Origin of the sequence: Hoyosella subflava DQS3-9A1, assembly GCF_000214175.1 — a bacterium.
Classification (GTDB): Bacteria; Actinomycetota; Actinomycetes; order Mycobacteriales; family Mycobacteriaceae; genus Hoyosella; species Hoyosella subflava.
Map to the genome: position 1 here is coordinate 985,480 of NC_015564.1, position 24,099 is coordinate 1,009,578.

General features: G+C 63.3%; 21 protein-coding genes and 1 pseudogene. 11 read left to right on the plus strand and 11 right to left on the minus strand.

From position 1 onward, the window contains the following. Positions 1-13: 13 nt before the first annotated feature. The 3 genes from AS9A_RS04645 to AS9A_RS04655 are packed head-to-tail and all read left to right on the plus strand — an operon-like array spanning position 14 to position 2,911. The gene (locus AS9A_RS04645; protein ID WP_013805760.1) at positions 14-814 is read left to right on the plus strand and encodes an SDR family oxidoreductase; all 801 of its coding nucleotides are present in this window, start codon (positions 14-16) and stop codon (positions 812-814) included. Further along, complete coding sequence (locus AS9A_RS04650; RefSeq protein ID WP_013805761.1) at positions 811-1,716, plus strand: SDR family oxidoreductase; 906 nt, start codon at positions 811-813, stop codon at positions 1,714-1,716. Before AS9A_RS04645 ends, AS9A_RS04650 begins: the two co-directional genes overlap by 4 nt. After that, a complete protein-coding gene (locus AS9A_RS04655) occupies positions 1,682-2,911 on the plus strand; it encodes an NADH:flavin oxidoreductase (RefSeq protein WP_272942027.1) in 1,230 nt (409 codons plus the stop codon). The genes AS9A_RS04650 and AS9A_RS04655 overlap by 35 nt, the downstream gene beginning before the upstream one ends. A gap of 99 nt (positions 2,912-3,010) precedes the next feature. Here the strand turns inward: AS9A_RS04655 and AS9A_RS04660 are convergent, their stop codons facing one another. Continuing rightward, the gene (locus tag AS9A_RS04660) at positions 3,011-3,316 is read right to left on the minus strand and encodes a PQQ-binding-like beta-propeller repeat protein (protein WP_013805763.1); all 306 of its coding nucleotides are present in this window, start codon (positions 3,314-3,316) and stop codon (positions 3,011-3,013) included. 155 nt (positions 3,317-3,471) lie between these two features. Here AS9A_RS04660 and AS9A_RS04665 point away from each other — a divergent pair, with 155 nt between their 5' ends. Next, positions 3,472-3,765: a hypothetical protein gene (locus AS9A_RS04665; RefSeq protein WP_041450870.1), complete on the plus strand. Its 294-nt coding sequence runs from the start codon at positions 3,472-3,474 to the stop codon at positions 3,763-3,765. 99 nt (positions 3,766-3,864) lie between these two features. On the opposite strand, the gene AS9A_RS04670 is transcribed toward AS9A_RS04665, so the two are convergent. Further along, positions 3,865-5,025, minus strand: a complete 1,161-nt coding sequence (locus AS9A_RS04670) for a steroid 3-ketoacyl-CoA thiolase (protein WP_013805765.1) — start codon at positions 5,023-5,025, stop codon at positions 3,865-3,867. A 143-nt stretch (positions 5,026-5,168) separates the two neighbouring features. Here AS9A_RS04670 and AS9A_RS04675 point away from each other — a divergent pair, with 143 nt between their 5' ends. Then, positions 5,169-6,395, plus strand: a complete 1,227-nt coding sequence (locus AS9A_RS04675) for a cytochrome P450 (protein ID WP_013805766.1) — start codon at positions 5,169-5,171, stop codon at positions 6,393-6,395. A gap of 108 nt (positions 6,396-6,503) precedes the next feature. Here the strand turns inward: AS9A_RS04675 and AS9A_RS04680 are convergent, their stop codons facing one another. The 3 genes from AS9A_RS04680 to AS9A_RS04690 are packed head-to-tail and all read right to left on the minus strand — an operon-like array spanning position 6,504 to position 11,100. Next, positions 6,504-7,676, minus strand: coding sequence for an aromatic ring-hydroxylating oxygenase subunit alpha (locus AS9A_RS04680; RefSeq protein WP_013805767.1), 1,173 nt, complete (start codon positions 7,674-7,676; stop codon positions 6,504-6,506). A gap of 58 nt (positions 7,677-7,734) precedes the next feature. Beyond that, positions 7,735-8,628, minus strand: coding sequence for a bifunctional methylenetetrahydrofolate dehydrogenase/methenyltetrahydrofolate cyclohydrolase (locus AS9A_RS04685; protein ID WP_013805768.1), 894 nt, complete (start codon positions 8,626-8,628; stop codon positions 7,735-7,737). Between the two features lie 33 nt (positions 8,629-8,661). Continuing rightward, positions 8,662-11,100 carry a GcvT family protein gene (locus AS9A_RS04690; protein ID WP_013805769.1) on the minus strand — a complete coding sequence of 813 codons (2,439 nt, stop codon included), beginning with the start codon at positions 11,098-11,100 and terminating at the stop codon, positions 8,662-8,664. Positions 11,101-11,186: 86 nt separating this feature from the next. On the opposite strand from AS9A_RS04690, the gene AS9A_RS04695 reads away from it, so the two are divergent. Further along, a complete protein-coding gene (locus AS9A_RS04695; protein ID WP_202798186.1) occupies positions 11,187-11,900 on the plus strand; it encodes an anthranilate synthase component II in 714 nt (237 codons plus the stop codon). Beyond that, the gene (locus AS9A_RS04700) at positions 11,897-13,189 is read left to right on the plus strand and encodes an anthranilate synthase component I family protein (protein ID WP_041451519.1); all 1,293 of its coding nucleotides are present in this window, start codon (positions 11,897-11,899) and stop codon (positions 13,187-13,189) included. Before AS9A_RS04695 ends, AS9A_RS04700 begins: the two co-directional genes overlap by 4 nt. Before the next feature lie 15 nt (positions 13,190-13,204). Here AS9A_RS04700 and AS9A_RS04705 read toward each other — a convergent pair whose 3' ends face one another. From AS9A_RS04705 to AS9A_RS04730, 6 genes are read right to left on the minus strand one after another with little or no spacing between them, the layout of a single operon-like run. Beyond that, on the minus strand, positions 13,205-14,563 hold the full coding sequence (locus tag AS9A_RS04705; RefSeq protein ID WP_013805773.1) for a bifunctional folylpolyglutamate synthase/dihydrofolate synthase: 1,359 nt from the start codon (positions 14,561-14,563) through the stop codon (positions 13,205-13,207). Then, the gene (locus tag AS9A_RS04710) at positions 14,560-15,468 is read right to left on the minus strand and encodes a methylenetetrahydrofolate reductase (protein WP_013805774.1); all 909 of its coding nucleotides are present in this window, start codon (positions 15,466-15,468) and stop codon (positions 14,560-14,562) included. Before AS9A_RS04710 ends, AS9A_RS04705 begins: the two co-directional genes overlap by 4 nt. Then, complete coding sequence (gene folP, locus AS9A_RS04715) at positions 15,465-16,346, minus strand: dihydropteroate synthase (protein WP_013805775.1); 882 nt, start codon at positions 16,344-16,346, stop codon at positions 15,465-15,467. The genes AS9A_RS04710 and folP overlap by 4 nt, the downstream gene beginning before the upstream one ends. Further along, a complete protein-coding gene (locus tag AS9A_RS04720; RefSeq protein WP_013805776.1) occupies positions 16,343-17,260 on the minus strand; it encodes a bifunctional methylenetetrahydrofolate dehydrogenase/methenyltetrahydrofolate cyclohydrolase in 918 nt (305 codons plus the stop codon). Before AS9A_RS04720 ends, folP begins: the two co-directional genes overlap by 4 nt. 4 nt (positions 17,261-17,264) lie before the next feature. Continuing rightward, the gene (locus tag AS9A_RS04725) at positions 17,265-18,479 is read right to left on the minus strand and encodes an NAD(P)/FAD-dependent oxidoreductase (RefSeq protein WP_013805777.1); all 1,215 of its coding nucleotides are present in this window, start codon (positions 18,477-18,479) and stop codon (positions 17,265-17,267) included. After that, the gene (locus AS9A_RS04730) at positions 18,476-18,844 is read right to left on the minus strand and encodes a bifunctional 3-phenylpropionate/cinnamic acid dioxygenase ferredoxin subunit (RefSeq protein ID WP_041450871.1); all 369 of its coding nucleotides are present in this window, start codon (positions 18,842-18,844) and stop codon (positions 18,476-18,478) included. Before AS9A_RS04730 ends, AS9A_RS04725 begins: the two co-directional genes overlap by 4 nt. A gap of 155 nt (positions 18,845-18,999) precedes the next feature. Here AS9A_RS04730 and AS9A_RS04735 point away from each other — a divergent pair, with 155 nt between their 5' ends. The 4 genes and pseudogenes from AS9A_RS04735 to AS9A_RS04750 all read left to right on the plus strand — a co-directional run. Then, positions 19,000-19,851: an IclR family transcriptional regulator gene (locus tag AS9A_RS04735; protein ID WP_013805779.1), complete on the plus strand. Its 852-nt coding sequence runs from the start codon at positions 19,000-19,002 to the stop codon at positions 19,849-19,851. A 116-nt stretch (positions 19,852-19,967) separates the two neighbouring features. After that, positions 19,968-21,701, plus strand: a complete 1,734-nt coding sequence (locus AS9A_RS04740; protein ID WP_202798187.1) for a BCCT family transporter — start codon at positions 19,968-19,970, stop codon at positions 21,699-21,701. A gap of 65 nt (positions 21,702-21,766) precedes the next feature. Next, entirely contained in the window at positions 21,767-22,138 is a 372-nt protein-coding gene (locus AS9A_RS04745) for an ArsR/SmtB family transcription factor (RefSeq protein ID WP_083826649.1), read from the plus strand. Further along, positions 22,131-24,017: pseudogene (locus AS9A_RS04750) on the plus strand (heavy metal translocating P-type ATPase); the annotation flags it as partial. The gene AS9A_RS04745 and the pseudogene AS9A_RS04750, both read left to right, overlap by 8 nt. Positions 24,018-24,099 lie beyond the last annotated feature (82 nt).

A 24,099-nucleotide genomic window follows, 5' to 3' on the forward strand; every position in this document is an offset into this window, starting at 1 on the left:
TGGAGGTTCCCTTATGTCCGCACCGTCCTTCGGCCTCGATGGTGCCGTCGTACTCGTGACGGGAGGAGTTCGGGGAGTCGGGGCTGGAATCACCCGGACGTTTCTGCGGCTCGGTGCCACTGTCGTGTGCTGCGCGCGGAACGAACCCGGCGATCCGGTCCACGCGGCGGGGCGCAACGCAGAGTTCCTGCCATGTGACGTCCGCGATGACCAGTCTGTCGCCGACCTGGTCGACAGCATTATCGACCGGCACGGGAAAATCGATGTCGCCGTCAACAATGCCGGCGGTGCGCCATACGCCCTGGCGGCAGATGCTTCACCACGCTTCCACGAGAAAATAGTCAGTTTGAACTTGCTGGCACCCCTCTCCGTCGCACAGCACGCCAACAGGTACATGCAGGCGCAGGAGCAGGGCGGCTCCATCGTCAATATCTGCAGCGTCAGCGGCACTCGGCCCTCGCCGGGAACTGCCGCATATGGAGCGGCCAAGGCCGGGCTCGACAATCTCACGCGCAGCCTTGCCGTCGAATGGGCGCCGAAAGTACGGGTCAACGCGCTGCGTGTCGGCATGGTGCACACGGAACTCTCGGCACTGCATTACGGCGACGATGACGGGATCGCCGCGGTCGGAGCGACGGTGCCACTGGGGAGGCTCGCGGCTCCGGAAGAGATCGGTATGTGCGCTGCATTCCTCGCCTCGCCGCTCGCGTCTTACGTCACCGGCGCGGCACTCGAAGTTCACGGCGGAGGGGAACGCCCCGCGTTCCTCGCCGCAGCCACCGCAAAAAACGCACACCTCGGAGGAGATCAATGAGCGGTATCGCCGACGGGCGCATCGTCATCGTGACAGGCGCGGGACGGGGCATCGGGCGAGCCCACGCGCTCGCGTTCGCAGCGGAAGGCGCGAAGGTAATCGTCAACGACATCGGTGTTGCCGCGGACGGTTCGGACCCGTCGTCCGCACCGGCGCAACAGGTTGTTGACGAGATCAGGGCGAGCGGTGGTAACGCTGTGGCCAACACAGATGACATCGCGGAATGGGAAGGCGCACGGCGACTTATCCAGACAGCTGTGGACACATTCGGAGGACTCGATATCCTCGTGAACAATGCGGGATTCCTCCGCGACCGAATGCTCGTCAACCTCAGTGAAGACGAATGGGACGCCGTGATGCGCGTCCATCTGAAAGGTCATTTCGCGCCGATGCGGCACGCTGCTGCGTACTGGCGGCACGAATCAAAAGCGGGACGCCAGCGCGACGCACGAATCATCAACACAAGCTCCGGCGCGGGTTTGCTTGGCAGCATCGGGCAAGGCAACTACGCCGCCGCGAAGGCGGGCATCGCGGCGTTGACGCTCGTCGCCGCAGCTGAGTTCGCCCGCTATGGTGTGCGCGTCAATGCGATCGCGCCTGCAGCGCGGACCCGCATGACAGAGGAGGCGTTCGCCGGCATGATGGCACGACCCGAGGACGGTTTCGACGCGATGGCACCCGAAAACGTGTCACCCCTGGTGGTTTGGCTCGGCAGTAGCGAATCCGTCGAAGTCAATGGCCGAGTGTTCGAGGTCGAGGGCGGGAAAGTGTCGGTTGCGCAAGGCTGGCGTCACGGACCTGCACGGGACAAAGGGGAGCGGTGGGAACCTTCGGAACTAGGTCCTGTCGTGAAAGAGTTGCTCGCTGATGCGGCCGAACCCGAACCCGTTTACGGCGCGTGAAACGATGAACGACGTCCTCACGCCAGCACGGCTCGGCCCGATCACGCTGCGTAACCGCGTGATCAAAGCCGCGACGTTCGAGGGCCGCACGCCCCACGCGCTGGTGACGGACGATCTCATCGAGTTTCATCGCGCCGTGGCTGCGGGCGGCGTGGGCATGACTACCGTCGCGTACTGCGCGGTCGCCCCCGAGGGCCGAACCCAGCACGGCCAATTATGGATGCGGCCCGAAGCGGTACCCGGGTTGCAGCGCCTGACCGATGCGGTCCATCAAGAAGGTGCGGCGGTCTCGGCGCAGATCGGCCACGCTGGCCCGGTCGCGAACGAAAAGTCGACGCGCCTGCGGGCATTGGCGCCCTCACGGATGTTCAGCCCGTTAAGCATGCGCCCCGTTCAGGCTGCCAGTATCGCTGACATCCGCAGGATAATCGGTGCCCACGCCCACGCGGCACGTATCGCGGTGGATGCCGGATTTGATGCGGTCGAGATCCACTTCGGTCACAACTACTTCGTCAGTTCGTTTCTCAGCCCGCGCCTGAATCGGCGGCGCGACGAGTATGGTGGCCCGCTGCCGAACCGGGCCCGGCTGGCGCGCGAGATCGCCGAAGCGGTACGCATAGCGGTCGGGGACTCCATTGCCGTGCTCGCCAAGCTCAGCATGGACGATGGTGTGCCGGGTGGGTTCTGGCTCGATGAAGCGATCGAGGTGGCACAGTGGCTCGATGCCGACGGCCACCTCGATGCGCTGGAACTCACGGCAGGAAGCTCACTGCTCAACCCAATGTATCTGTTCCGCGGAGATGCCCCCGTTGCGGAGTTCGCGGCTGTGATGCCGCAGCCTATTCGGCTTGGGATCCGGCTCGGCGGGCGGGCGTTCCTCAAGTCCTACCCGTACCGTGATCTTTACCTGCTTGAGCAGGCCAAGCAGGTAAGAGCCGCAGTGTGGATGCCGCTCGTGCTGCTCGGCGGGGTCACCGACCGCGCCTCGATGGACACCGCAATGGCAGAGGGTTTTGACTTCGTCGCGATCGCGCGGGCACTGTTGCGGGAACCGCACCTAATTAACCGGCTGAAGGAAGAACCAGCTGCGCAGTCGCTGTGTATCCACTGCAACAAGTGCATGCCGACAATCTTCACGCGTACGCGTTGCGTGCTGAACAGCGGCGAGCGTGTTGACGGCAATTGCACACATTAAAAGAGCTCGCGACAGCGGAGACGTGCTGGGCTGCGGCGCGTAATGGCAGGCGTTGACATTGGATCGGTTGAAATGCGTGAGGTGCCCCCGATGTATGACCTAGTTATAGGCCGTCATCGCCCCTGGCGACATGAGGGCGAAGCCATCGTCGGTAACCGCTATTGACGCGGGCGATGTCTCCCCGTCAGGGTGCCGGAGCTCCCACGCGGTGCTGCCGGTCCGCAGCTCCACCGCTCGTACCGCGTCGCTTCCCGCGAACAGCACGTTCCGGCCATCGAAGGCGATCATGTCAACCCACACCACCAACGGTCGATGCCACAAAAGTGCGCCGGTACGAAGGTCAATCGCGGCCTCAGTCTCACCGGCGCCATCCCGCAGCAGGGCAACGTCGCCAAGGATGGCCACAGCGGTTCTGTGCGTCGCACCATCGATCTGCTCCTGACTGCGGGGTGGGTGAGTGTCCAGAAGCTACCGGGATATCGACATGGTGATCTAGGCCATAGCCCGCTGAGCGGGAGCATTCTCCACCCACGTGCGATGCGAGCAGGGATCATGTCCCCATGACGCTGGATCCAGATAGTGCCGCACAGTGCTGGTGCTGTGGACGGGAGGTGGGCGAAGAACACCTCCTTCGCCTCGGAACACGGCCGGAGGCCGGTGTGTGCCTGGACTGTGCTCAGCACTTGCACCGGCGTGCGAAGGAACTAGCAGACCGCCAGCGCCCGTTCCCGACCCCGGCCTCCATCGTCCGTGCGGCGACGCGCTCCGTCCGCGACGCAGTGCTTTCCCGCGGGTGGCACGACCACCCAGCCGTCGGCTCCGCGCTGCGCCGAATTGACCGCTTCTTGCCGTGAACTCGCGAACCGAGGTGTCAACTTGGTGACATGTGCCGAGAAACGACCGTCGTTCATCGGCAAGACGTGTGCGTTTCCCGGCACATGTGGCTGGAGGGGCTAAATTCGCTCGATGATCGAACCTGTCGCCATCGCTCCGCCGCAGCACATGGCGATCAGGGCGGTACTGGCGTCGCGGCGTTCGAGCTCGTGCAGTGCAGTTGTAATCAGGCGGGCACCGGTGCTCCCAACTGGGTGGCCGAGCGCGATGGCGCCACCGTTGACGTTTACTCTGGCCGGGTCGGGCTGATGCACTTGCTGCCAGGACATGACTACTGACGCGAAGGCTTCATTCACTTCGAATAGGTCGATGTCCTTGATCGACATTCCGCTCTTGGCCAGCACGCGCGATGTCGCCGCGATGGGGCCGTCGAGATGGTAGTAGGGGTCGTCGCCGATGAGCGCCTGCGCCACTATGCGGGCGCGCGGTTTCAGCCCCAACTCGCGGGCTCGCGATTCCTCCATGATGAGAACTGCGGCGGCGCCGTCGGAGATCTGTGACGAACTGCCTGCGGTGTGAACACCGTCTTCGAGTACTGCTTTGAGCTTGGCAAGCCCTTCGGCCGTGCTGTCGCGCGGCCCTTGGTCCCGAGAGACGAGCTGCGATTCACCAGTGGGTGCACCGTCACTGAAAATCGGAGCTTTGACGGGAACGACTTCGCGTTCGAATCGGCCTTCTGCCCAGGCTGTCAGCGCCTTCTGCTGGGACGCGACGGCGAACTCGTCGACCTCGCTGCGACTGAGTCCGCGCCGCTTGGCAATGCGTTCCGCGGCGGCGAACTGATTTGGCATATCAATTGCCCAGGACTCGGGGCGTGGTGTGCCGATGCCCTGGCCACGGTTTGCGCCTAGGGGGATGCGACTCATCGATTCGACGCCGCAGGCAATGCCGCCATCGATGGCTCCGGCAGCGATCAGGCCCGAAATAAGGTGGGCGGCCTGCTGTGCGGAGCCACATTGAGCGTCGATCGTGGTCGCACCCGTTTTTTGCGGCAGCCCTGCGTGGAGCCATGCGGTACGCGTGATGTTGCCGGCTTGCTCGCCTGCCTGGGTGACTGTTCCGCCGATGACCTGCTCGATCGAGCTCGGATCGAGCTGGTTTCGCTCGATCAGTGCGGTGTGGGTGGCGCCGAGGATTTCGGCGGGGTGCAGACCGGAGAGCCAGCCGTTGCGTTTACCGATCGGGGTCCGAACCGCGTCAATGATGACAGGGTGTCGCATAAAATGCCTCCTTGGTGGTGCTTCGCCAAATATAGAACAGGTTCTTGCAAATTGCTATGGATCTTAGTGTGCAGGCGGAGTAGGGTATCGCCTATCAATAGTAGAACGTGTTATACCTGTGGGCGAACGGCCAGGAGGCAGATGTGGGAGAACCGCGCATACCCGAAGGATTCGACTTCACCGACCCTGATCTGTGGGCGAAGCGTGTGCCGATCGAGGAGTTCGCCGAGCTGAGAAAGTCCGCTCCAGTGTGGTGGAATCCCCAACCTGCGGGCTTGAGCGGATTCGACGACGGCGGCTACTGGGTAGTGTCGAAACTCGCTGACGTCAAGGACATCTCGAAGAAGCCCGAGATCTTTTCGTCGACTGAAAACACGGCAATCATGCGCTTCAACGGCGATATTGAACGTGATCAGATCGATGCTCAGCGGGTCATCCTTATCAACATGGACCCGCCGGTGCACACGAAGGCGCGCCGCATCATCGCGAAGGGCTTCACCCCGCGCGCAGTTAGTGGCCTGCAGGACGCACTAACGGAGCGCGCCGCGCGCATCGTGCATGAGGCGAAGAAAGAGGGCAGCGGCGACTTCGTTCAGCAGGTCGCCTGCGAGCTGCCGTTACAGGCAATTGCCGAACTGCTCGGCGTTCCGCAAGAAGATCGGCGCAAAATCTTCGACTGGTCCAACGAGATGATCGGATACGACGATCCCGAATACGATATCGATCCACTCGCGGCGTCCACGGAACTCATGGGCTACGCCTGGAATATGGCCGAAGACCGCCGTAAGTGTCCGGTCGACGACATTGTCACCAAATTAGTCACAGCCGACATTGATGGTGAATCGCTCGCCTCAGAAGAGTTCGGCTTCTTCGTCATCCTTCTTGCAGTTGCTGGCAATGAGACGACTCGCAATGCGATTACACACGGCATGAAGGCGTTCATCGACCACCCCGACCAGTGGGAAATCTTCAAGGAACAGCAGCCGCGCACCACACCGGACGAGATCGTTCGGTGGGCAACCCCGGTCACGGCATTTCAGCGCACGGCTACCGAGGACACGGAGCTCGGCGGGCAGGCGATTAAAAAGGGCCAGCGCGTCGGGCTATTCTACGCGTCAGCAAACTTCGATGAAGAGGCATTCGAGGAGCCGCAGAAGTTCAATATCCTCCGCGACCCCAACCCGCACGTGGGTTTCGGCGGCACCGGAACGCACTATTGCATCGGAGCCAACCTCGCTCGCTTAGAGATCGACCTTATGTTCAAGGCGATCGCGGACGCCATGCCGAACATCCGCGAGATCGGTCCGCCGGTGCGGCTGCGTTCGGGCTGGCTCAACGGGATCAAACACTATCCCGTGGCGTATGAGTAGACATTCCCGACCACCGCTCCGAAATCCAGCAGCGAGCGTCATAGAAAACCCGCGAAAACCGGGGGGTTTTCTTGACACGCGCAGCTGGATTCGGGGGTGACGGCGTTATCAGGCCCCGGATTTGACCGATTCGAGGACCCAGTTGTGGAACTCGGCGATGTGGTGCTCGCTGGGCACCAGGACGCCGCCGTCCGCGTAAACCCGCGAATCTGTGGCTGCCTGGCAGCGCTCACACGCTTCGAAGTCTTGCTGGTTGACTCGATGGAAGAGTTCGACAGACTTCGTAAGGTCCTTGCCGCTTTCCACGACCTCGGGCAGGTACAGCCAGTCGCATTCGACGATCGTGTGGTCGGGCGCCAGTGGGAACATCCGGTGAATAATCACGTGATCGGGAACCAGGTTGATGAAGACCTGTGGGCGGACAGTGACCGCGTAGTAACGCCGGTCCTGCTCCTCCGTCACATTGGGAATCCGGTCCAGCCCCTCAGAGCCGTCAACGGTGAAGCCCTTCACCTCCTCGCCGAAGAGAGCACCGTGGCCGACGAAGAACTGTGCGGCTAACCCATCGGCGAACTCCGGGAGTACTTCGGTGAGCTCGGGATGAATGGTCGCGCAGTGGTAGCACTCCATGAAGTTCTCGATGATGAGCTTCCAGTTGGCCTTGACGTCATACGTGATGCGCTTGCCCAGTTCGAGGTTTTCAACACCGTAGTGCTCGAGTGACTCCGCGTCGCCGAGGCGTGTTCGCACGTCATTGATGACCGTGTCGTCGAATGAGGGCGCTTCCGCCGCGAGGCACACCCAAATGTATCCGAGCCACTCGCGCACATGCACTTTGCGGAGCCCGTACTCAGTGCGGTCGATGTCGGGCATGCTGGTGAGGTTAGGTGCAGCGATGAGCTTGCCCTCGAAGTCGTACGTCCACGCGTGATATGGGCACTGAAAGGAACGCTTGGCCTCACCGGACTCTGCGGTGCAGAGCTTCGCGCCCCGGTGACGGCAGATGTTGAAGAAGGCGCGCGCCTCACCTTTTCGCGAGCGCGTGACGAGAATGCTCTCGCGGCCAACCTGCACGGTCTTAAAGGCGCCCGGCCTGGCAATGTCAGCGGAGCGGACGGCGCAGAACCACAGCTGCTCGAAGATAAGTGCCTGCTCGCGGGCGAACATTTCGCTGTCCGAGTAGGCCGAGCCTGGGAGGGTAGGGAGGAGGCTATTCGGGAGGGTTTTAGCCGCTGAGGTCGCTGGGGCCCCTGTGGTCGCTGGAGAGTCGGTGACGGTCATGCTAGTGCTCCTTGCAGAATGAATGGCTGAGGAAAACAGAACGGCTAAAAGGCTGATTTCACGACGGGATGTCCACTAGGACACGACTGCAAGCCACGTCGCCTGCAACTGCTCGCTCCGCCGACTCGACAACATTTGTCAGCAACATGGCCCGGGTCATGGGCCCCACGCCCCCGGGCATTGGTGCAATGAATCCGGCCACCTGTGCGACGTCGGGGTGCACGTCGCCTACTAGTCCATCCGCGGTGCGCGTAATCCCCACGTCGAGCACAGCAGCCCCCGGCTTCACCATCTCTGGCGTGATCATGTGGCCGTTGCCGGCGGCAGCGATCACGATGTCAGCAGCACGGACCTCGCGGGCCAGGTCTGACGTGCCGGTGTGGCACAGGGTGACAGTGGCGTTCTCGCTCCGCCTGGTCAGAAGCAGGCCGAGTGGCCGGCCGACGGTGACTCCCCTCCCGACAACACATACCTTCGCGCCGTTAACGGTGACGCCGTAGCGTCGGAGGAGTTCGACGATGCCACGTGGTGTGCAGGGCAGGGAGCCAGGTATGCCGAGCACGAGCCGGCCGAGGCTGACCGGAGCCAGACCGTCCGCGTCCTTTTCGGGGAGAATGTGCTGCAGCGCCTCGTTGCCGTCCAGAGCCTGCGGAAGTGGGAGCTGCACGATGAACCCATTGCAGCGTGGGTCCTCGTTCATCCTGGCGACGGCGGCAAGGACTTCTCCCTGGGTGGCATCCGCCGGGAGGTCTTCGCGGAGGGAGACGATACCCACCTGTGCGCAGTCGCGGTGCTTGCCCGCGACGTAAGCCGCACTGCCGGGGTCATTGCCGACCAGTACTGTGCCGAGCCCAGGGCGCAGGCCGTGTTCGGCGAGCGCGGATACCCGAACTCGCAAGTCCGCCCGGATGGCTTCGGCGGTTGCTTTGCCGTCGAGAAGCACGGCGCTCATAGCTCTCCTAGCTTGGTCATGGGTACGTGACGATCAGCCACGGAGTCGGGTCATCTTTGGATCGAAGAGCGGTTCGGCGGTGACGACGGCACGTATGCGGCGGCCAAAGTAGCCGATCTCGACCTCAGTGCCTGGTGTGGCGGCCTCCGTGGGCAGCCACGCGTAGGCGATGCCCTTGTTGATGGTGTAGCCGTAGGCAGCGCTGGTTACATAGCCGACTGGGCGATCATTCAGGAACACCGGTTCCTTGCCTGCCACGACATCGACGTGGTTGTCGATCGTTAAGCACGCGAGAGTGCGAGTCTGGTTTTCTTTGCGGCGGAGCAAAGCGTCACGGCCGATGAAGTCACCCTTGTCGAGCTTCACCGCAAAGCCCACGCCGGCCTCGTACGGGTCGTGTTCGAAGGTCATGTCTGTGCCGAAGGAGCGGTAGCCCTTTTCGAGGCGGAGACTGTTGAATGCGCCGCGGCCAGCGGCGATGATTCCGTGGTTCTGACCCGCCTCCCAGAGGGTGTCCCAGAGGCGAAGGCCCAGGTCGGCCGTGGTGTAGAGCTCCCACCCGAGTTCACCGACGTAAGAGAGGCGCATCGCGGTGACCGGGACGTTGCCGATGTTGATCTGAGCGGCACGGAAGAACTTCAGACCGGTGTTGGTCAGGTCCGCATCGGTGAGCTGGCTGAGGACCTCGCGAGCCTTGGGCCCCCACAGGCCGATACAGCAGGTTCCCGGGGTGATATCGGTGACGGTGACCGACCCGTCCTGAGGCAGGAACCGGTGGAACCAGTTGGTGTCGAGCGCGCCGTTGGCGCCGACCTGGTAGTGATGCTCGCCGAGGCGCGCGATGGTGACGTCGCTGCGGATGCCTCCGTCGTGATCGAGCAGCAGTGTGTAGGTGACCGAACCGATGGACTTGTCGATGGTGCCGGTCGTCAGTCGCTGCAGGAATGCGGTGGCGCCGGAGCCGGTCACGGTGAGGCGCTTGAGAGCGGTCATGTCGTACATCGCGACACTGTCGCGGGTCGCCTGCGCCTCCGCGCCGACGATGGGTGACCAGTACCGCGCCGCCCAGTCATTTGGCTGCGGCACCTGAAAACGGTCTAGGAGATCCTTGTTGGAGTTGTACCAATGCGGGCGCTCCCAGCCCGTCGCTGGCAGGAAGAACGCGTCGAGTTCCTGCTGCCGCGGATAGAACGGTGACGTGCGGATGCCGCGCGGCGAGTCCATCGGCTGAAGCGGATGGAGAATGTCGTACACCTCGACGAAGTTCTGGCAGTCACGCTCGAGGACGAACTCGGGTAATAGCTGAAAGTCTTCGAATCGATTCAGTTCGCACTCGTGCAGGTCGAAGCTTGAGCTGTAGCCGTTGGCCAGCCACTCTGCCATCGCACGGCCGACGCCCGCAGAGTGCGTCACCCACACGGCCTCGGCGACCCAGAACCCCGACACGTCCTGCGACTCGCCGAGCAGCGGCATGCCATCGGGAGTGAAGGAGAACACTCCGTTGATGCCCTCCTCGATCTTCGCCTCAGTCGTCGACGGAAGAAGCGCCTGGGTTTCCTCCCAGGCCGGCCCGAAATCACTAGGGGTGAATTCGAGCACCGAGGGCATGACCGCGGCATCGTCGACCGAAAGTAAGCCGTTGGCGTCGATGGGCATCGGTCGGTGGCCGTAATAGCCGATAGCGAGCTGATCGTATCGGTCGCGGAAGTAGAGGTCCGCGTCCTGGTGGCGCAGCGCGGGACGCACTGCTTCGTCGGTCTGGCCGGCCAGCGCTGGGATTGACCCGGTCCACGCGAGCTGGTGGGCGAGCGGTGTGAGCGGCAGGTTCATGCCGACCAGGGCGGCGACTTTAGGGCCCCAGATACCAGCGCAGCATACGACGACGTCGGCCGGGATCTCGCCGTGGTTGGTGACCACTCCGACGACTTTGCCGTTCTCGACGGTGATGTCGAGGACCTCGTGGCGCGGCAGCATTCTCACACCGCGGCTCATTGCCCGCTCGATCTGAGCCTCGACCGCCCACAAGGCTTTGGCCAGGCCATCGGTCGGGCAGTGGAGGCCGCCAAGCACCCGCGTGCCGTCGAGCAGTGGGTGGAGTTCGACGCAGCGGTCCGCGTCGACGACCTCGGCCTCGACGCCCCACGATGTCAGCCAGCCGTGCCGACGGTGGATTTCCGCCATCCGCTCCGGTGTCGTCGCAACTTCAAGACCGCCGACCTGGAGAAAGCACGACTCGCCCTGGTGCTCGAGCGCGACGAACTTCTCGACGGTATAGCGGGCGAGGTCGGTCATGGCTTTCGAGCCATTCGCCTGAAATACAACGCCCGGTGCGTGGGAGGTGGACCCACCCGTGGCAGGGAAGTCGCCCTGATCGACGACGACGATATCTGTCCAGCCTAGGGCTGACAGCTCGTCAGCGATGGCTGCCCCTACGACTCCGGCGCCGATGATGACCGTCCGACGTCCGCTCATTACGAGCCTCCTGTTGCGTATCTTGCGCGAAGTTGCGATAGAGGCAACAATGCCGAATGTGGGAGCGTGGCGTCAAGAGGAATCGCGTGACGAATTCTGACGAGTTCCCGACCGCCCGCATGGCGGTGGTTCGGTCCGCCGGACGGCCATGCGGAACCCTTGGACGGGAGGTAACCGTGAACCGGGTCTGCACCGGCGCTGAATCCGGCGCGCCACGTGTCGTACTGGTCGACCACTACGACTCCTACACGTGGAACCTGGCACATCTGATCGCTGGAGTGACTGGCGTGCTGCCGCAGGTGGTGCAGCACGATCGCACGACCGCGGAGCACGTGCTGTCCTTCGACCACGTGGTCCTGTCCGCAGGTCCCGGCCATCCGGACAACCCGGCTGACTTCGCCGTCGGCACGGAGGTTTTGCGTGCGGGGAGTGTGCCCGTGCTGGGTATCTGCCTCGGTATGCAGGGACTGGTGACGACATACGGCGGTCGGGTCGAACGAATACCACCAGCCCACGGCGAGATCTGCCGCGTCGACCACCAATCCAGCGGCCCGTTCGCTGACATACCGTCGCGGCTCGAGGCCGTCCGCTATCACTCGCTGGCGGCCACTAGCATTCCCCCAGACCTAGCGGTCACCGCCACATGCCGCGACCCCGTCATTGGCCGCGTCGTGATGGGTGTCAGCCATCGGACACGGCCGCTGCACGGTGTGCAGTTTCATCCGGAGTCGATCCTGAGTGAATTCGGCCACCAGCTCGTGGCGAACTTCCTGGCCACCGAAAGTGTGTGTCCGCGATGACAGTCTCCACGACCGAACACCTTGCTCCGAGTGCCGATCCCGTAGCCCTGTTCCGGGCGATCGCTGCGGAGCACGAGCGATGCTTCTGGCTAGACGGCGGCGCGTCACGCCCATGGTCAGGGAACCGGTCGATCCTCGGCTGGCTGACCGATGACGACGTCTCGCTGTCCTACTGCGCCGCCCGCCGGGAAGTGACTCGTCAATCAGCGGGCACCTCCGCTGTGGTCGGGGACGATATCTTCGCTGTGCTCGAGTCCGAGATGGCCGACGACTCCGCCGACGTCCTCTGGGTGGGGTACTTCGGATATGCCAGCAGGCCCGACCTCCCGGCCAGCACGGAGCTGAATGGAATGCCGGACGCAATCTGGATGCGCGCTCGCCACACCCAGGTCATTACGCACGGCCAGGGATACGAGGACGCCGTGCCGGTAAAGGCGCCGCCCAACTCCCCGCATCCCGTACCGGCCGAATACGCCGCAGCTTTCGCCGCCGTCCAGCAGCAGCTCCACGCGGGAAACACTTACGAAGTCAACCTGACGCACCGTCAGGTGGTGAGGTCCGACATGGACCCTGTCGCCGCCTACCTCCGCCTGCGGGCGCTGAACCCCGCACCGTACGCCGGATTCCTCCAGCATCAAGGCCGTTGGCTGCTCAGCTCCTCACCTGAGCGTTACGCGACGATCCATAGTGACCGGATGATCGAGACTAGGCCGATCAAGGGGACGACGCCGCGCGGTCTCACACCTGAGCTCGACGAGCAGTCCCGGCAACGACTCGCTACTGACGCCAAATTCCGGGCCGAGAACTTGATGATTGTGGATCTCCTCCGCAACGACGTCGGGATGGTCAGCAAGCCGGGCAGCGTCGAGGTTCCGCGTTTGATGAACGTCGAGTCCTATGTGTCGGTCCACCAGCTCGTATCCACAGTGCGCGGGCAGCTTCGAGACGACGTAAGCTCAGTGGCTGCGCTCCGCGCGCTTTTCCCCGCCGGTTCCATGACCGGTGCACCGAAGCGACGCACGATGGAGGTGATCCGTGACGTGGAGGCAACGCCACGAGGGGTCTACTCGGGCGCCTTCGGCTGGATTTCGAGCAACGGTTGCGCGGACCTAGCTGTCGTGATCCGAAGTCTTACAACGGAGGGTGACGGCCAATGGACGGTAGGCACCGGCGGTGGCATCACCGTGCAGTCGGAGGTGTCCGACGAGTACGCCGAAGCCACATGGAAGGCGGCGAAGCTGATCGAGGTGCTTGACCCTCGCGGCCGGGTGCGTGCGGACACGGGCTAACCGCGCTCGTGCCCATTAACCGAGTTTGGTTGGCCGGGTGCGGCTGAGGAATCTCGTCGCATCACCCACAGTCACAACCGATCCGGTGACGAGGACGAGGGCGTCACACGGCCGCTCAAGCATGGGTGCGGCAAACCCGGCAGCCACGTCGATTGCTGCCGCCACATTGCGGGCGACATGGATTCGTTGTGCACCGAACACCTGCCGTGCATACCAGGCGAGCTCTGCCGCGGTAAGGCTTCGCGGACTCGAGTTGCGGGTACAGACGACGACGTCGATGACGGGCTCGAGTTCTCGGAGCATGCCGTCGACGTTTTTGTCGGCCATCGCCGCTACGACCCCAAAAGTGCGGCACGGCGAGAGCTCGGCGAGCGATTCGGCCAGTGCGCGTGCACCATGTGGGTTGTGCGCGGCGTCCAGAATCACCGGAGGCGTGCCGGGATAGAAGTCGAACCGGCCTGGGGAGGTCACGCGCGCAAGACCAGCTTCCACAGCTTCTGAGGCAAGTTCTCGGCCGAGTATTGACTCGGCTGCCACGATCGCGCAGGCCGCGTTCTCGGCCTGGTGACGTCCGCGCAGGGTGAGCAGGAGGTCAGCGTATGTCCCGTACAGCCCCCGCGCCGAAAAGACTTGGCCGTCCTCCACAGCCTTGCGCTGCAGCAAGGCGAAATCGTCGCCCTCAACGAGGAGCCGAGCACTCACCGAACGAGCACGCGCCTGCAGTACGTTGGCCACGTCCGCACGCTGCCGGGCGCTGACGGCTACCGAACCCGGCTTGATGATGCCTCCCTTCTCCTGGGCGATCGCCGTCGTTGTTGATCCCAGAATGTCGGTGTGGTCGAGGTCGATTGGGAGAATCACTGCGACATCGGAGTCAATGACGTTGGTCGCGTCCCACCGCCCTCCCATGCCGACTTCGACAACGGCGACATCGATCGCGGCCGCCCTGAACGCGTGGTAGGCCATTGCCACAGTCATCTCGAAGAACGACAGCGGATGCTGCATTGTCGCGTCAACACGCTGAGCCTCATCCGCGACGGTGGCGTAAGCGGAAAGGAACGCGGGCACGCTGATGGCGTCTTCAACGATGCTTATGCGTTCCCTGATGCTCGTCAGATGAGGGCTTGTGAGCCGCCCCGTTCGTTCTCCCGATTCAGCAAGGAGCGCCTCGATCATTCGCGCCGTACTCGTTTTGCCGTTGGTCCCGGTCAGATGAACGCTTCGATAGGTTCGCTGGGGATCGCCAAGCAACGCCATGACGCTGGTGATGCGGTCCAGCGAAGGTTCGATCTTGCGCTCGGGCCAGCGTGCGAGGAGTTGTTCTTCGACCCGGCTCAGCGAGTGAACTCGGTTCGATGCACGACGCGGGTTCACGGCGTCCCCGCAAGTGGGAGTTCGGTTGCCTGAATGTGCCCATACGACTTGCGGTGGCCGAGTAAGCGCGCCAATTGGGCCGTGCGCCACGCTTCAGTTTCGGCAACCTGATTGAAGGTAAAGAGATGGAGACCAGCGATGTTCATCCCGTTGCGGCCGAGCGCCGTCGCAGCCCGTCCGAGAAAGCGGGCCGGATCGTAGCCACCGGGAGTTGCGATACGCGCAAACAGCCCGCCGTTTTTCGCGAGGAAGCGAGCTGATTCACCGACGCCGATTTTCGCTGCCATTCGCAGGAGTTTCGTGCGCTCAACTGGGCCCGGCAAGCCCACGAAGATTGGAAGGTTCACGTTGCGCGCGCGTACACGGGTCACCCAGTCCGACAGCACACCCGGATCGAACGTGAGGTTGCTGACGATCTGCGTTGCGTGTTGCCGTTTGTCCCACATGGCCTGAATCGTCAGATCATCGTGGATGTGAGGGTGCGACTCTGGATAGCCGGTTATCCCGACCTCAGAAAATGGATTGCCCATGTTCGATAAATCCTCCAGCAGTTCCAGCGCGCTGCTGTAGGCCCGGCCCTGTGTGTCGTCGTCACCGGCGGGCACGAATACCTTTGTGATCCTTGCGGATTGCAGGCGACTGGTGATCTCGGCAAGCTCTCCCGGGCCTGAAATCATCCGCGCCGCGAGGTGGGGCACCACGTCGAAACCAAGCGCGGCGAGCCGCTCGGCAATGTGAAGCGTCGCCTGCTGCCCTTTCGCCGGCGACGCGGTAACCGTGACAGTCGCTCCAGGAGGCAAGGTGGCGTACACCTCGTCCAAGACCTTTTCGGTTGGCAGAACCTCGTATCGGACTCGGGTGAGCAGGCTTACGAGTACTTCGGTGCGGGCCTGCTGGCGCGTCACAAGCCACCCGCTCCGGCTGTGCGAAGACGCCGCGCAACGCGAACAGCGGCGGCGGCCGCTGCCGTGTCATGCACACGGACCCCCCAAGCGCCGGACGCGGCTGCAACTGCCGCGACAGCGCTGGAAGCGTCGTCGCGGTCGGCCGGATTCTCCCGTTTGAGGGTTCCGTAATCAACGCATTCCGAAAGGAATCGCTTACGTGAAGCGCCAACGAGGATTGGGAACCCGAGCCCACGCAGCGTCGGGAGGGCGGCAAGCAGGGACCAGCTCTGATCAGCAGTTTTCGCAAACCCAAGGCCCGGATCGAGGACGATGTTATCGCCGTCGACGCCTGCAGCCAGCGCTTGATCGGCACGCCTCGCTAGCTCGAAACACACATCCTGGACTACTGAGTCGTAAACCGCGTAGCGCTGCATAACCGCAGCATGGGCACGCCAATGCATCAGGACACATGGGACGTTCGATCCCGCAAGAAAGGGCAGCATCGCCGAGTCGGCGAGCCCGCCAGAGACGTCGTTGACCAGGACGGCTCCCGCATCGAGCGCCCGAGCGGCAACCGTCGCGCGCATCGTGTCCACTGATACCTTCACGCCTGACTCGCTCAGCGCGCGGATCACGGGGATCACCCGGCGAAGCTCCTCGGGCTCATCCACCCGCGAAGCGCCTGGCCGCGTGGATTCGCCCCCGACATCAATAATGTCGGCACCCTGACGCGCCAGTTCAATACCGCGCTCGATCGCAGTGCTGACTTTGTCGAATTTGCCACCGTCGGAGAACGAATCGGGCGTCACATTGAGGATACCGAGGACGACGCACCGGCTCATACCAGTGGATTTGATGGGACGTCGCGTTGCCTCGACTGTGTCGAAAACTGTCATACGGGCACCTCGACCTCGCCGTGGGGTGTTTCGATCGCGGGCGCGACCTCGGCAGCTACGATGGGCCGGTTCCGTTCCGCAATTTCGACGATGTTCGTCAATAGCATGGCTCGCGTCATTGGCCCCACGCCGCCGGTAGCTGGGCTAACCTTGCCTGCGACTGAATTCACCTCGGGGTGGACATCTCCAAGAATGCCCTCGATGGTGCGAGTGACACCGACTGAGAGCACCGTAGCGCCGGGACGGATCCAGTCCGGCTTGACTAGGTGAGCGACGCCAGCAGCCGCGACGACGACGTCTGACGCGCGGGTATGGGCGGCAATGTCAACGGTCGCCTCATGACACAGCGTCACGGTGGCGTGCTCAGTCGGTCGCGTGAGGATGAGTCCGAGTGGTCTGCCTACGGTGAGCCCGCAGCCGATCACGCAGAACCTCTGGCCTGTGATCTCGACGTCATGCTGGCGGAGGAGCTCGATGATCCCGCGGGGGGTGCACGGCAGCGGGCCGGGGATTCCGAGCACCAGCTTGCCGAGGTTGGTTGGATGCAGCCCATCGGCATCCTTCTCGGGGTCGACGAGCTGAAGGATCTTGTGTGTATCGACATGGGCAGGCAACGGAAGCTGGACGATGAACCCGGTACATGCCGGGTCACTATTGAGGCGCCGTACTGCCAGTTCGATCTCGGCTGAAGTTGCCGTTGCGGGGAGCTCGACTCGTATCGACTCGATGCCGACCTCAGCGCAGTCCCGGTGCTTGCCGGCGACATACGAGTGGCTCCCCGGGTCGTCGCCTACGAGAACGGTGCCGAGCCCGGGCCGAATGCCCCGGGCATGCAGAGCGGCGACTCGCACTGCTAGCTCTGTCTTGACGTGTGCCGCGACCTTGCGTCCGTCGATCCTCGTAGCGATAGTCACCGGATTACCTTTCCAAGACTGGAGGGAGGGATTGCAGCGTCGCACTGTGTACAGCGCGGAGTTGCCGGCGCCATCGGCCGAATGCGCGTGACTGGTTCATGCCCAAGACGGCGACCGGGGTTTCGCCACGGCGGTACACGGCGAGGAAACAGAAATTCTCGGGCGATCCGTCCTCGATCGTCACAGAATCTGCTTCGGCAGCGTGGCCGGCGAACTGAATTCGCACGCCGTGCTGATCCGACCAGAAATAGGGAATGCAGGCGTGACGATCCTCTTCGTGGTTTTCACCATGCCCACCGCCTCGAAGGAGCGCCGCGACGGCGATCGCTGGCCGCTCCATCGCACCTGTCCAGTGCTCGACGCGGTGCGCACGTCCGAGTCTGAAGTCATGCCATGCGGCGCAGTCGCCGACTGCGATGATTCCAGGGACGTTGGTTCGGCCCTGGTGATCACACTCCACCCCATTACCGAGGGCCACTCCGGAACCTGTGAGCCATTCGGTGTTGGGAATCGCCCCGATTCCAACGACGACCACGTCAGCGGGAAGCACTGTGCCGTCGACGAGTTCGACACTCTCGACGCGGTCGCTACCCGTGAGTCGGCGCACCCCGACGCCACACCGTAAGGCAACCCCGTTTGCACTGTGCAGTCCGCAGACGGCGGTGCCCATCATCGCGCCAAGCGGGCCGGCGAGCGGTGTAGCCATCGCCTCAACGATCGTCACATCAAGGCCAAGCTTCTTAGCCGTGGCCGCGACCTCACCGCCAATGAACCCCGCACCGATCACGACGAGGCGTGCGCCTGGCAACAACTCGGTACGGAGCGCGAGCGCGTCGTCGATCGTGCGCAGCACGTGCACGCCAGCCATCGCCGCGGATCCGGGCAGCTTTCGCGCTCGCGCCCCGGTGGCAAGGACTATTCCGTCGCTGGCAACCCGGGTGCCATCGGCGAGGACGACCGCCCGGCTGGCTGTGTCCAGCGACACCGCTGGGGAACCGAGAAGCCAGCGTGCGTACAGATCTTCATCGGCAGCCTCCAGGCTCAGGACATCTGTGTCGATCTTGCCGATCAGAAAGTCCTTTGACAGAGGTGGCCTGTCATAGGGCCTGCGCAGCTCATCACCGATGATTGTGAGCTCGCCGTCAAAGCCCTGCTGTCGCAGCGCCTGCGCCGCGTAGAGGCCTGCTAGGGAGGCGCCGACCACGGTGATGGATTTCATGACTCCACTCCGAACTTGACACCAGGAGGGAGATTGGGCTGCGCGTCCGACATTTCGACACAGATGTGGTCGTCTTCGATGTGCACTGTGTGCGTCCTGATCGGCAGCTTGGCTGGAGGCGAATCGACCTGACCGGTGCGCAGGTTGAATTTTGACTCGTGCAGCGGGCATTCGATCTCGCACCCTTCGAGCCATCCGTCAGCCAGGGATGCGTCCTGATGGGTGCAAGTGTCGTCGACGGCGAAGATTTCGCCCTCTTCGGTGTGGAACACCGCGATGGGCGGATGGGGTTCGGCGTCTTGCGCCGCGTGGACACGGAGAGCCTCTCCAGGTGGAAGTGCGGAGAGGGGACAAATTCGGATCATTTTCCTCCACCTTGGTGCGCATAACACAACAGAAAGCGTGATGCGCAACAGTCTGCTGAGCCGCGACGCCTGCTGTCAAGAGGATGTACCGATGGAGATCACAATTCACTTTCCGAGGCCCCCGCTTGGGCAAGTACGACAGGTACGGTTGCGTCATGGGCAACGAGGCGCAGAAATCCAGTGACCGGCCGGGTAAGCGCGGATCTGACAGCCCGGGCGGGGTGCAGTCAGTCGACCGGGCAATCTCAATTCTCGAGATCCTCGCACGCGAAGGTGAGGCGGGAGTGAGTGACGTCGCCGCGGAGATCGGCGTGCACAAATCGACAGCCTTCCGGCTTCTCGCGGCCTTGGAGGAGCGCGACTTCGTCGAGCAGAGCGCGGAGCGGGGCAAGTACCGGCTCGCCTTTGGAGTCCTTCGGCTTGCAAGCGCAATCCCGACTCGCATCGACATGGTTCGCCAGTCGCAGCCCATTGTCGAGGGGCTCGCTACGCACCTTGGCGAAACGATCAACCTCGCCGTGGTTCGCGAGCACTACGCGGTCAATGTGCAGCAGGCGCGCAGCTCCGCGGCAGTGGCAAGTCAGAACTGGGTCGGCCAGCTGACGCCCCTGCATGCGACCTCCAGCGGAAAGATTCTGCTTGCCTATATGCCCGATGAGCAGCGCGACTCGATCATCGACAAGGCGGGCCTCCCGCCCCTCACCAAGCACACGGTGACGTCGCGGCGGGCTCTTCTCGACGAGCTCGCGGAGGTTCGGGAGACGGGTTTCGCCACCGCATTCGAGGAGCTGGAAGCTGGTCTCAACGCCGCGGCTGTGCCGGTCCGGGATCACACTGGCGATGTTGTCGGAGCATTGAGTGCGTCCGGTCCGGCCTTCCGCTTCGACACGGACTGGATCAAGGGTGCGGAGGCGGATTTAAGGCTGGCTGGCAGCCGCATCAGCCATCGATTGGGCTGGCTCGAGAAAGCGGCCCGCACCGTCAGTGATGAGTCGGTGGTGTCCTGATGTTAAAGCCCTAAGACGCGTTTGTTTCAACTGGCGCATTTTGTTGCGATGTACGCAACAAACTCATACGGTCGAAGAGCCCGAGCATGTGAACACCAATGAAGGGACTCTTCGCTGTGACGACCACCCCTGAGAAACCGCCGCGGCTGGACCAGTTAGAACGCTGGTCCGGAACCTACGACGGACGGATTCACAGCACTCAGTCACCGCCATCCTCCGAACCGGACTTTTTGAAGGCCCCATCGCCGCCTCCGCCGACCGGAAAGCTGATTCCTGCACCGCGCGTCTATTATCCCGCTGCGGGCATCCTGGTGGTTTTTGTCGCGATCACCGCGATCTTTCCCCATCAGGTGGGCGACCTCATAGGCCAGGCCAACACCAGCGTGGTCCAGGACCTCGCCTGGTGGTATATCGCCGTCGTCGCTGCCTTCATCTTTTTCTGCATCTGGATCGCCGCTTCTCACATGGGCAACATCGTCCTGGGAAAGGACGGCGACCAGCCGGAGTTCTCCCGCGGGTCCTGGTTCGCGATGCTGTTCGCCGCTGGCATGGGGATAGGTCTGGTCTTTTGGGGCGTCGCCGAGCCGCTCAGTCACTTCGCGGCCACCCCACCTGGTATGCCGGGCGCCGACGCCGCGGAACGGGCCCGGACCGCCATGAACGTCACGTTTCTGCACTGGGGCTTGCACGCCTGGGCAATTTACGCGGTGGTGGGCTTGGCGGTCGCTTACTCGGTTCACCGCCTCGGCAACCCCATCTCGCTGCGGTGGACGCTGCGGCCGCTCCTGGGTGATCGGGTGCAAGGCTTCTGGGGCGACGTCATCGATGTGATCGCCGTTCTCGGCACGCTATTCGGTATCGCCACTTCGCTTGGCCTCGGGGTCAGTCAGATCGGGGCCGGCCTCGGCTACCTCGAGGTGATCGATCAGCCCTCCACCTGGCTGCTGGTTGTGCTGATCATTGGCATCACCGCGATCGCGGTGGTGTCCGTGGTCACCGGTATCGACAAGGGCATTAAATGGCTGTCGAACATCAACCTCTTCTTGGCAATTGGCCTTGTGGGGGCCATCCTGGTGCTCGGCCCGACGGTATTCATTCTCAGCGACCTGACCACGCAGGTCGGCTCCTACGTCCAGGACTTCTTCCGGCTCTCATTCAACGGCATGCCGTTCGAGGAGGACGGTAAACAGTGGCTCGGGGGATGGACGACCTTCTACTGGGGCTGGTGGATGAGCTGGGCGCCATTCGTGGGCGTCTTCATCGCCCGGATCTCCAAGGGGCGCACGATCCGCGAGTTCATCGTCGGCGTGCTCCTGGTGCCGACTCTCGTCACCTTCCTGTGGTTCTCAGTGATGGGCGGAACAGCGCTATACCAGGAGGTCTTAGGGAGTGGTGGTCTGATCGCCGAGGACGGTTCAGTGTCCGCGCCAACGGCATTGTTCCAGCTAATCGACGGCGTAGCGCCAACTCTCGCAGTCCTGCTGAGCGTCGTCGCGATTCTGCTTGTCGTGATCTTCTTCGTTACCAGCTCCGACTCTGGCTCGCTGGTCGTCGCCATGCTCTCATCTGGAGGTAATCCGAATCCTCCGATCTGGGCCCGCGCCTTCTGGGCGGTCCTGGAGGGGGCTATCGCCGCGGCGCTGCTGGTCGCTGGTGCATCCGTCTCTGGAGCCGATCCGCTCTCCGCATTGCAAACTATGGCGATCCTGCTCGCGCTGCCGTTCAGCATCGTGATGCTGCTGATGTGCGCCGCTACCGCGAAGGCGCTGTTAATCGAGAACCGCTACCGGTTGCGCAAGCAGCGGGCCTGGCTCGCCGAGCAGATAGCGCAGGAGATGCAGAAGCGGTGAGCAGGCTGCCTCTCGATTCGAGCGTCGATATCATCGTAATTAAGCGATAGTATCGGTATGTGGCGATTAATTCTCCAATACGCGGACGCAGTGATTCGCGCATAGACGGTGGGGAACTCGGTTCGGCCGCCTCCTTGTTCCACAGCCTCTCGGATGCCACCCGGCTCGCAATCGTGCTGCGCCTCGCACGCGGTGAAGCGAGGGTTGCGGATCTAGTAGGTGAGCTAGGCCTGGCTCAATCGACCGTTTCGGCGCACGTGGCCTGCTTGCGCGATTGCCAGCTTGTTGCGGGGCGACCAGAGGGAAGGCAAATCTTCTACCGCCTTGCCCGGCGTGAGCTGATCGATCTGTTGGCCTCTGCTGAGACGCTGCTGGCCGCTACGGGAAACGCGGTGGCGCTCTGCCCGAACTACGGAGAGCCCCGCCCGCATGAGTGACGCGTGTGGCTGTGGTCACGCTGAGTCAGCGGGAAGTGCGCGGGAAGAGACCGCGCCGCTGAGGTTGTGGCACGTCGTTGAGTTTCGCGCCGCCACGGTTGCAGGCCTGTTCCTCGCTGCTTCGTTTGTCGCGAGTTGGGCGGGCACGCCGCATCCGGCGCGGCTTCTTCTCGAAGCCGCGGCGCTGATTATCGCCGGGGCCACTTTCATTCCGTCGACGTTGCGACGGCTGGCGAAAGGCGCCATCGGAGTCGGCACTCTGATGACCATCGCCGCCGTCGGCGCGGTCATGCTGGGTGAGGTGGGCGAGGCTGCGATGCTCGCCTTTCTCTTCGCGATCGCCGAAGGGTTAGAAGCCTACTCACTGGCCCGGACTCGCCGGGGGTTACGAGCGCTTCTCACACTCGTTCCGGCACAAGCGACGGTCCAGCGCGACGGGACGGAAGTCGAGGTACCCGCCGCAGAACTTCGGATCGGTGACCTGATGGTGGTGAGGCCTGGCGAGCGAATCGCTACAGACGGGATCGTCCGCGACGGCCGCACCAGTCTTGACCTCTCGGCGATCACGGGGGAATCTCTTCCCGTCGAAGCGGGTCCGGACCACGAAGTTTTCGCCGGATCGATCAACGGCCTTGGTGTTCTCGAGATAGAAGTGACGACCACTGCGGAAAACAACTCACTCGCACGCATAGTGCGAATTGTCGAGGCGGAGCAGGGCCGCAGAGGTTCAGCTCAGCGGCTCACGGACCGCATCGCGAGGCCGCTTGTTCCTGGCATCATGATGGCTGCGGCGATGATCGCAGCCATCGGCAGTCTTCTTGGCGACCCACTGGTGTGGACCGAGCGCGCCCTCGTTGTGCTCGTCGCGGCCTCACCGTGTGCGCTGGCGATATCAGTGCCCGTCACCGTGGTGTCCGCAGTCGGCAGGGCCAGCAAGTTCGGAGTCCTCATCAAGGGTGGTGCGGCGCTCGAAGCTCTTGGGAGGGTGCGCGGTGTCGCGCTGGACAAGACGGGCACGCTCACGATCAACGAGCCGTCCGTCGTCGATGTCGTCACCACCAACGGCGCTACTCGTGACCAGGTGCTTCGCGTGGCCGCGGCGCTCGAAGCGCGGAGTGAACACCCGCTTGCCCGCGCCATCCTCGCTGAGGTCGACGACGTCGCGCCTGCCTCCCAGGTGGAAGCCGCCGCCGGGGCGGGACTCACCGGGCAGCTGGGCGGACGGACAATCCGGCTCGGCCGTCCCGGCTGGCTTAATGCGGAAGGCCTCGCGGTCCGCGTTGCCGAAATGCAGCGTGCCGGTGCGACATCGGTACTGGTCGAAGACAACGGCCGCCTCATCGGGGCAATCGCGGTGCGTGACGAGCTTCGCCCCGAGGCTGCCGAGGCGGTGACACAGTTGCATCGGGACGGCTACCACGTCGCGATGCTCACTGGTGACAACCGCGCGACGGCAACTGCCCTCGCTGAGGCCGCGGGCATCGGTACCGTGCACGCGGAACTCCGCCCCGAGGACAAAGCGCGCCTCGTCAGACAGCTTCGTCAGAAGAGGACGACCGCGATGGTTGGTGACGGCGTCAACGACGCACCTGCACTCGCCACTGCTGATCTAGGGATCGCGATGGGCGCCATGGGTACTGACGTAGCGATCGAGACCGCTGATGTTGCTCTCATGGGTGATGACCTGCGGCACCTTCCGCAGGTTTTCGCGCACGCGCGTCGTGCGCGAAAGATAATGCTGCAAAACGTAGGGATCTCGCTCGGGTTGATCACGGTGCTGATCCCGCTTGCATTATCTGGGGTGCTCGGACTCGCCGCCGTAGTACTCGTCCATGAACTTGCTGAAATTGCCGTCATCGCGAACGGTGTCCGTGCGGGAGGGAGGGTCAAACGACTCAGGGAAGGCGGGGTGGCTTACAAAGCGGATGAATCAGTGCATGAAACATGTTCTAGACAAGCAG

What these genes read in the sequence shown, in the direction of transcription:
- AS9A_RS04645 (WP_013805760.1), top strand. Translation starts at nt 14, where the DNA reads ATGTCCGCACCGTCCTTCGGCCTCGATGGTGCCGTCGTACTCGTGACG.
- AS9A_RS04690 (WP_013805769.1), bottom strand. Translation starts at nt 11,100, where the DNA reads ATGAGCGGACGTCGGACGGTCATCATCGGCGCCGGAGTCGTAGGGGCA.
- AS9A_RS04700 (WP_041451519.1), top strand. Translation starts at nt 11,897, where the DNA reads ATGACAGTCTCCACGACCGAACACCTTGCTCCGAGTGCCGATCCCGTA.
- AS9A_RS04685 (WP_013805768.1), bottom strand. Translation starts at nt 8,628, where the DNA reads ATGAGCGCCGTGCTTCTCGACGGCAAAGCAACCGCCGAAGCCATCCGG.
- AS9A_RS04665 (WP_041450870.1), top strand. Translation starts at nt 3,472, where the DNA reads ATGACGCTGGATCCAGATAGTGCCGCACAGTGCTGGTGCTGTGGACGG.
- AS9A_RS04725 (WP_013805777.1), bottom strand. Translation starts at nt 18,479, where the DNA reads ATGAAATCCATCACCGTGGTCGGCGCCTCCCTAGCAGGCCTCTACGCG.
- AS9A_RS04670 (WP_013805765.1), bottom strand. Translation starts at nt 5,025, where the DNA reads ATGCGACACCCTGTCATCATTGACGCGGTTCGGACCCCGATCGGTAAA.
- AS9A_RS04680 (WP_013805767.1), bottom strand. Translation starts at nt 7,676, where the DNA reads ATGACCGTCACCGACTCTCCAGCGACCACAGGGGCCCCAGCGACCTCA.
- AS9A_RS04650 (WP_013805761.1), top strand. Translation starts at nt 811, where the DNA reads ATGAGCGGTATCGCCGACGGGCGCATCGTCATCGTGACAGGCGCGGGA.
- AS9A_RS04735 (WP_013805779.1), top strand. Translation starts at nt 19,000, where the DNA reads ATGGGCAACGAGGCGCAGAAATCCAGTGACCGGCCGGGTAAGCGCGGA.
- AS9A_RS04730 (WP_041450871.1), bottom strand. Translation starts at nt 18,844, where the DNA reads ATGATCCGAATTTGTCCCCTCTCCGCACTTCCACCTGGAGAGGCTCTC.
- folP (WP_013805775.1), bottom strand. Translation starts at nt 16,346, where the DNA reads ATGACAGTTTTCGACACAGTCGAGGCAACGCGACGTCCCATCAAATCC.
- AS9A_RS04655 (WP_272942027.1), top strand. Translation starts at nt 1,682, where the DNA reads ATGCGGCCGAACCCGAACCCGTTTACGGCGCGTGAAACGATGAACGAC.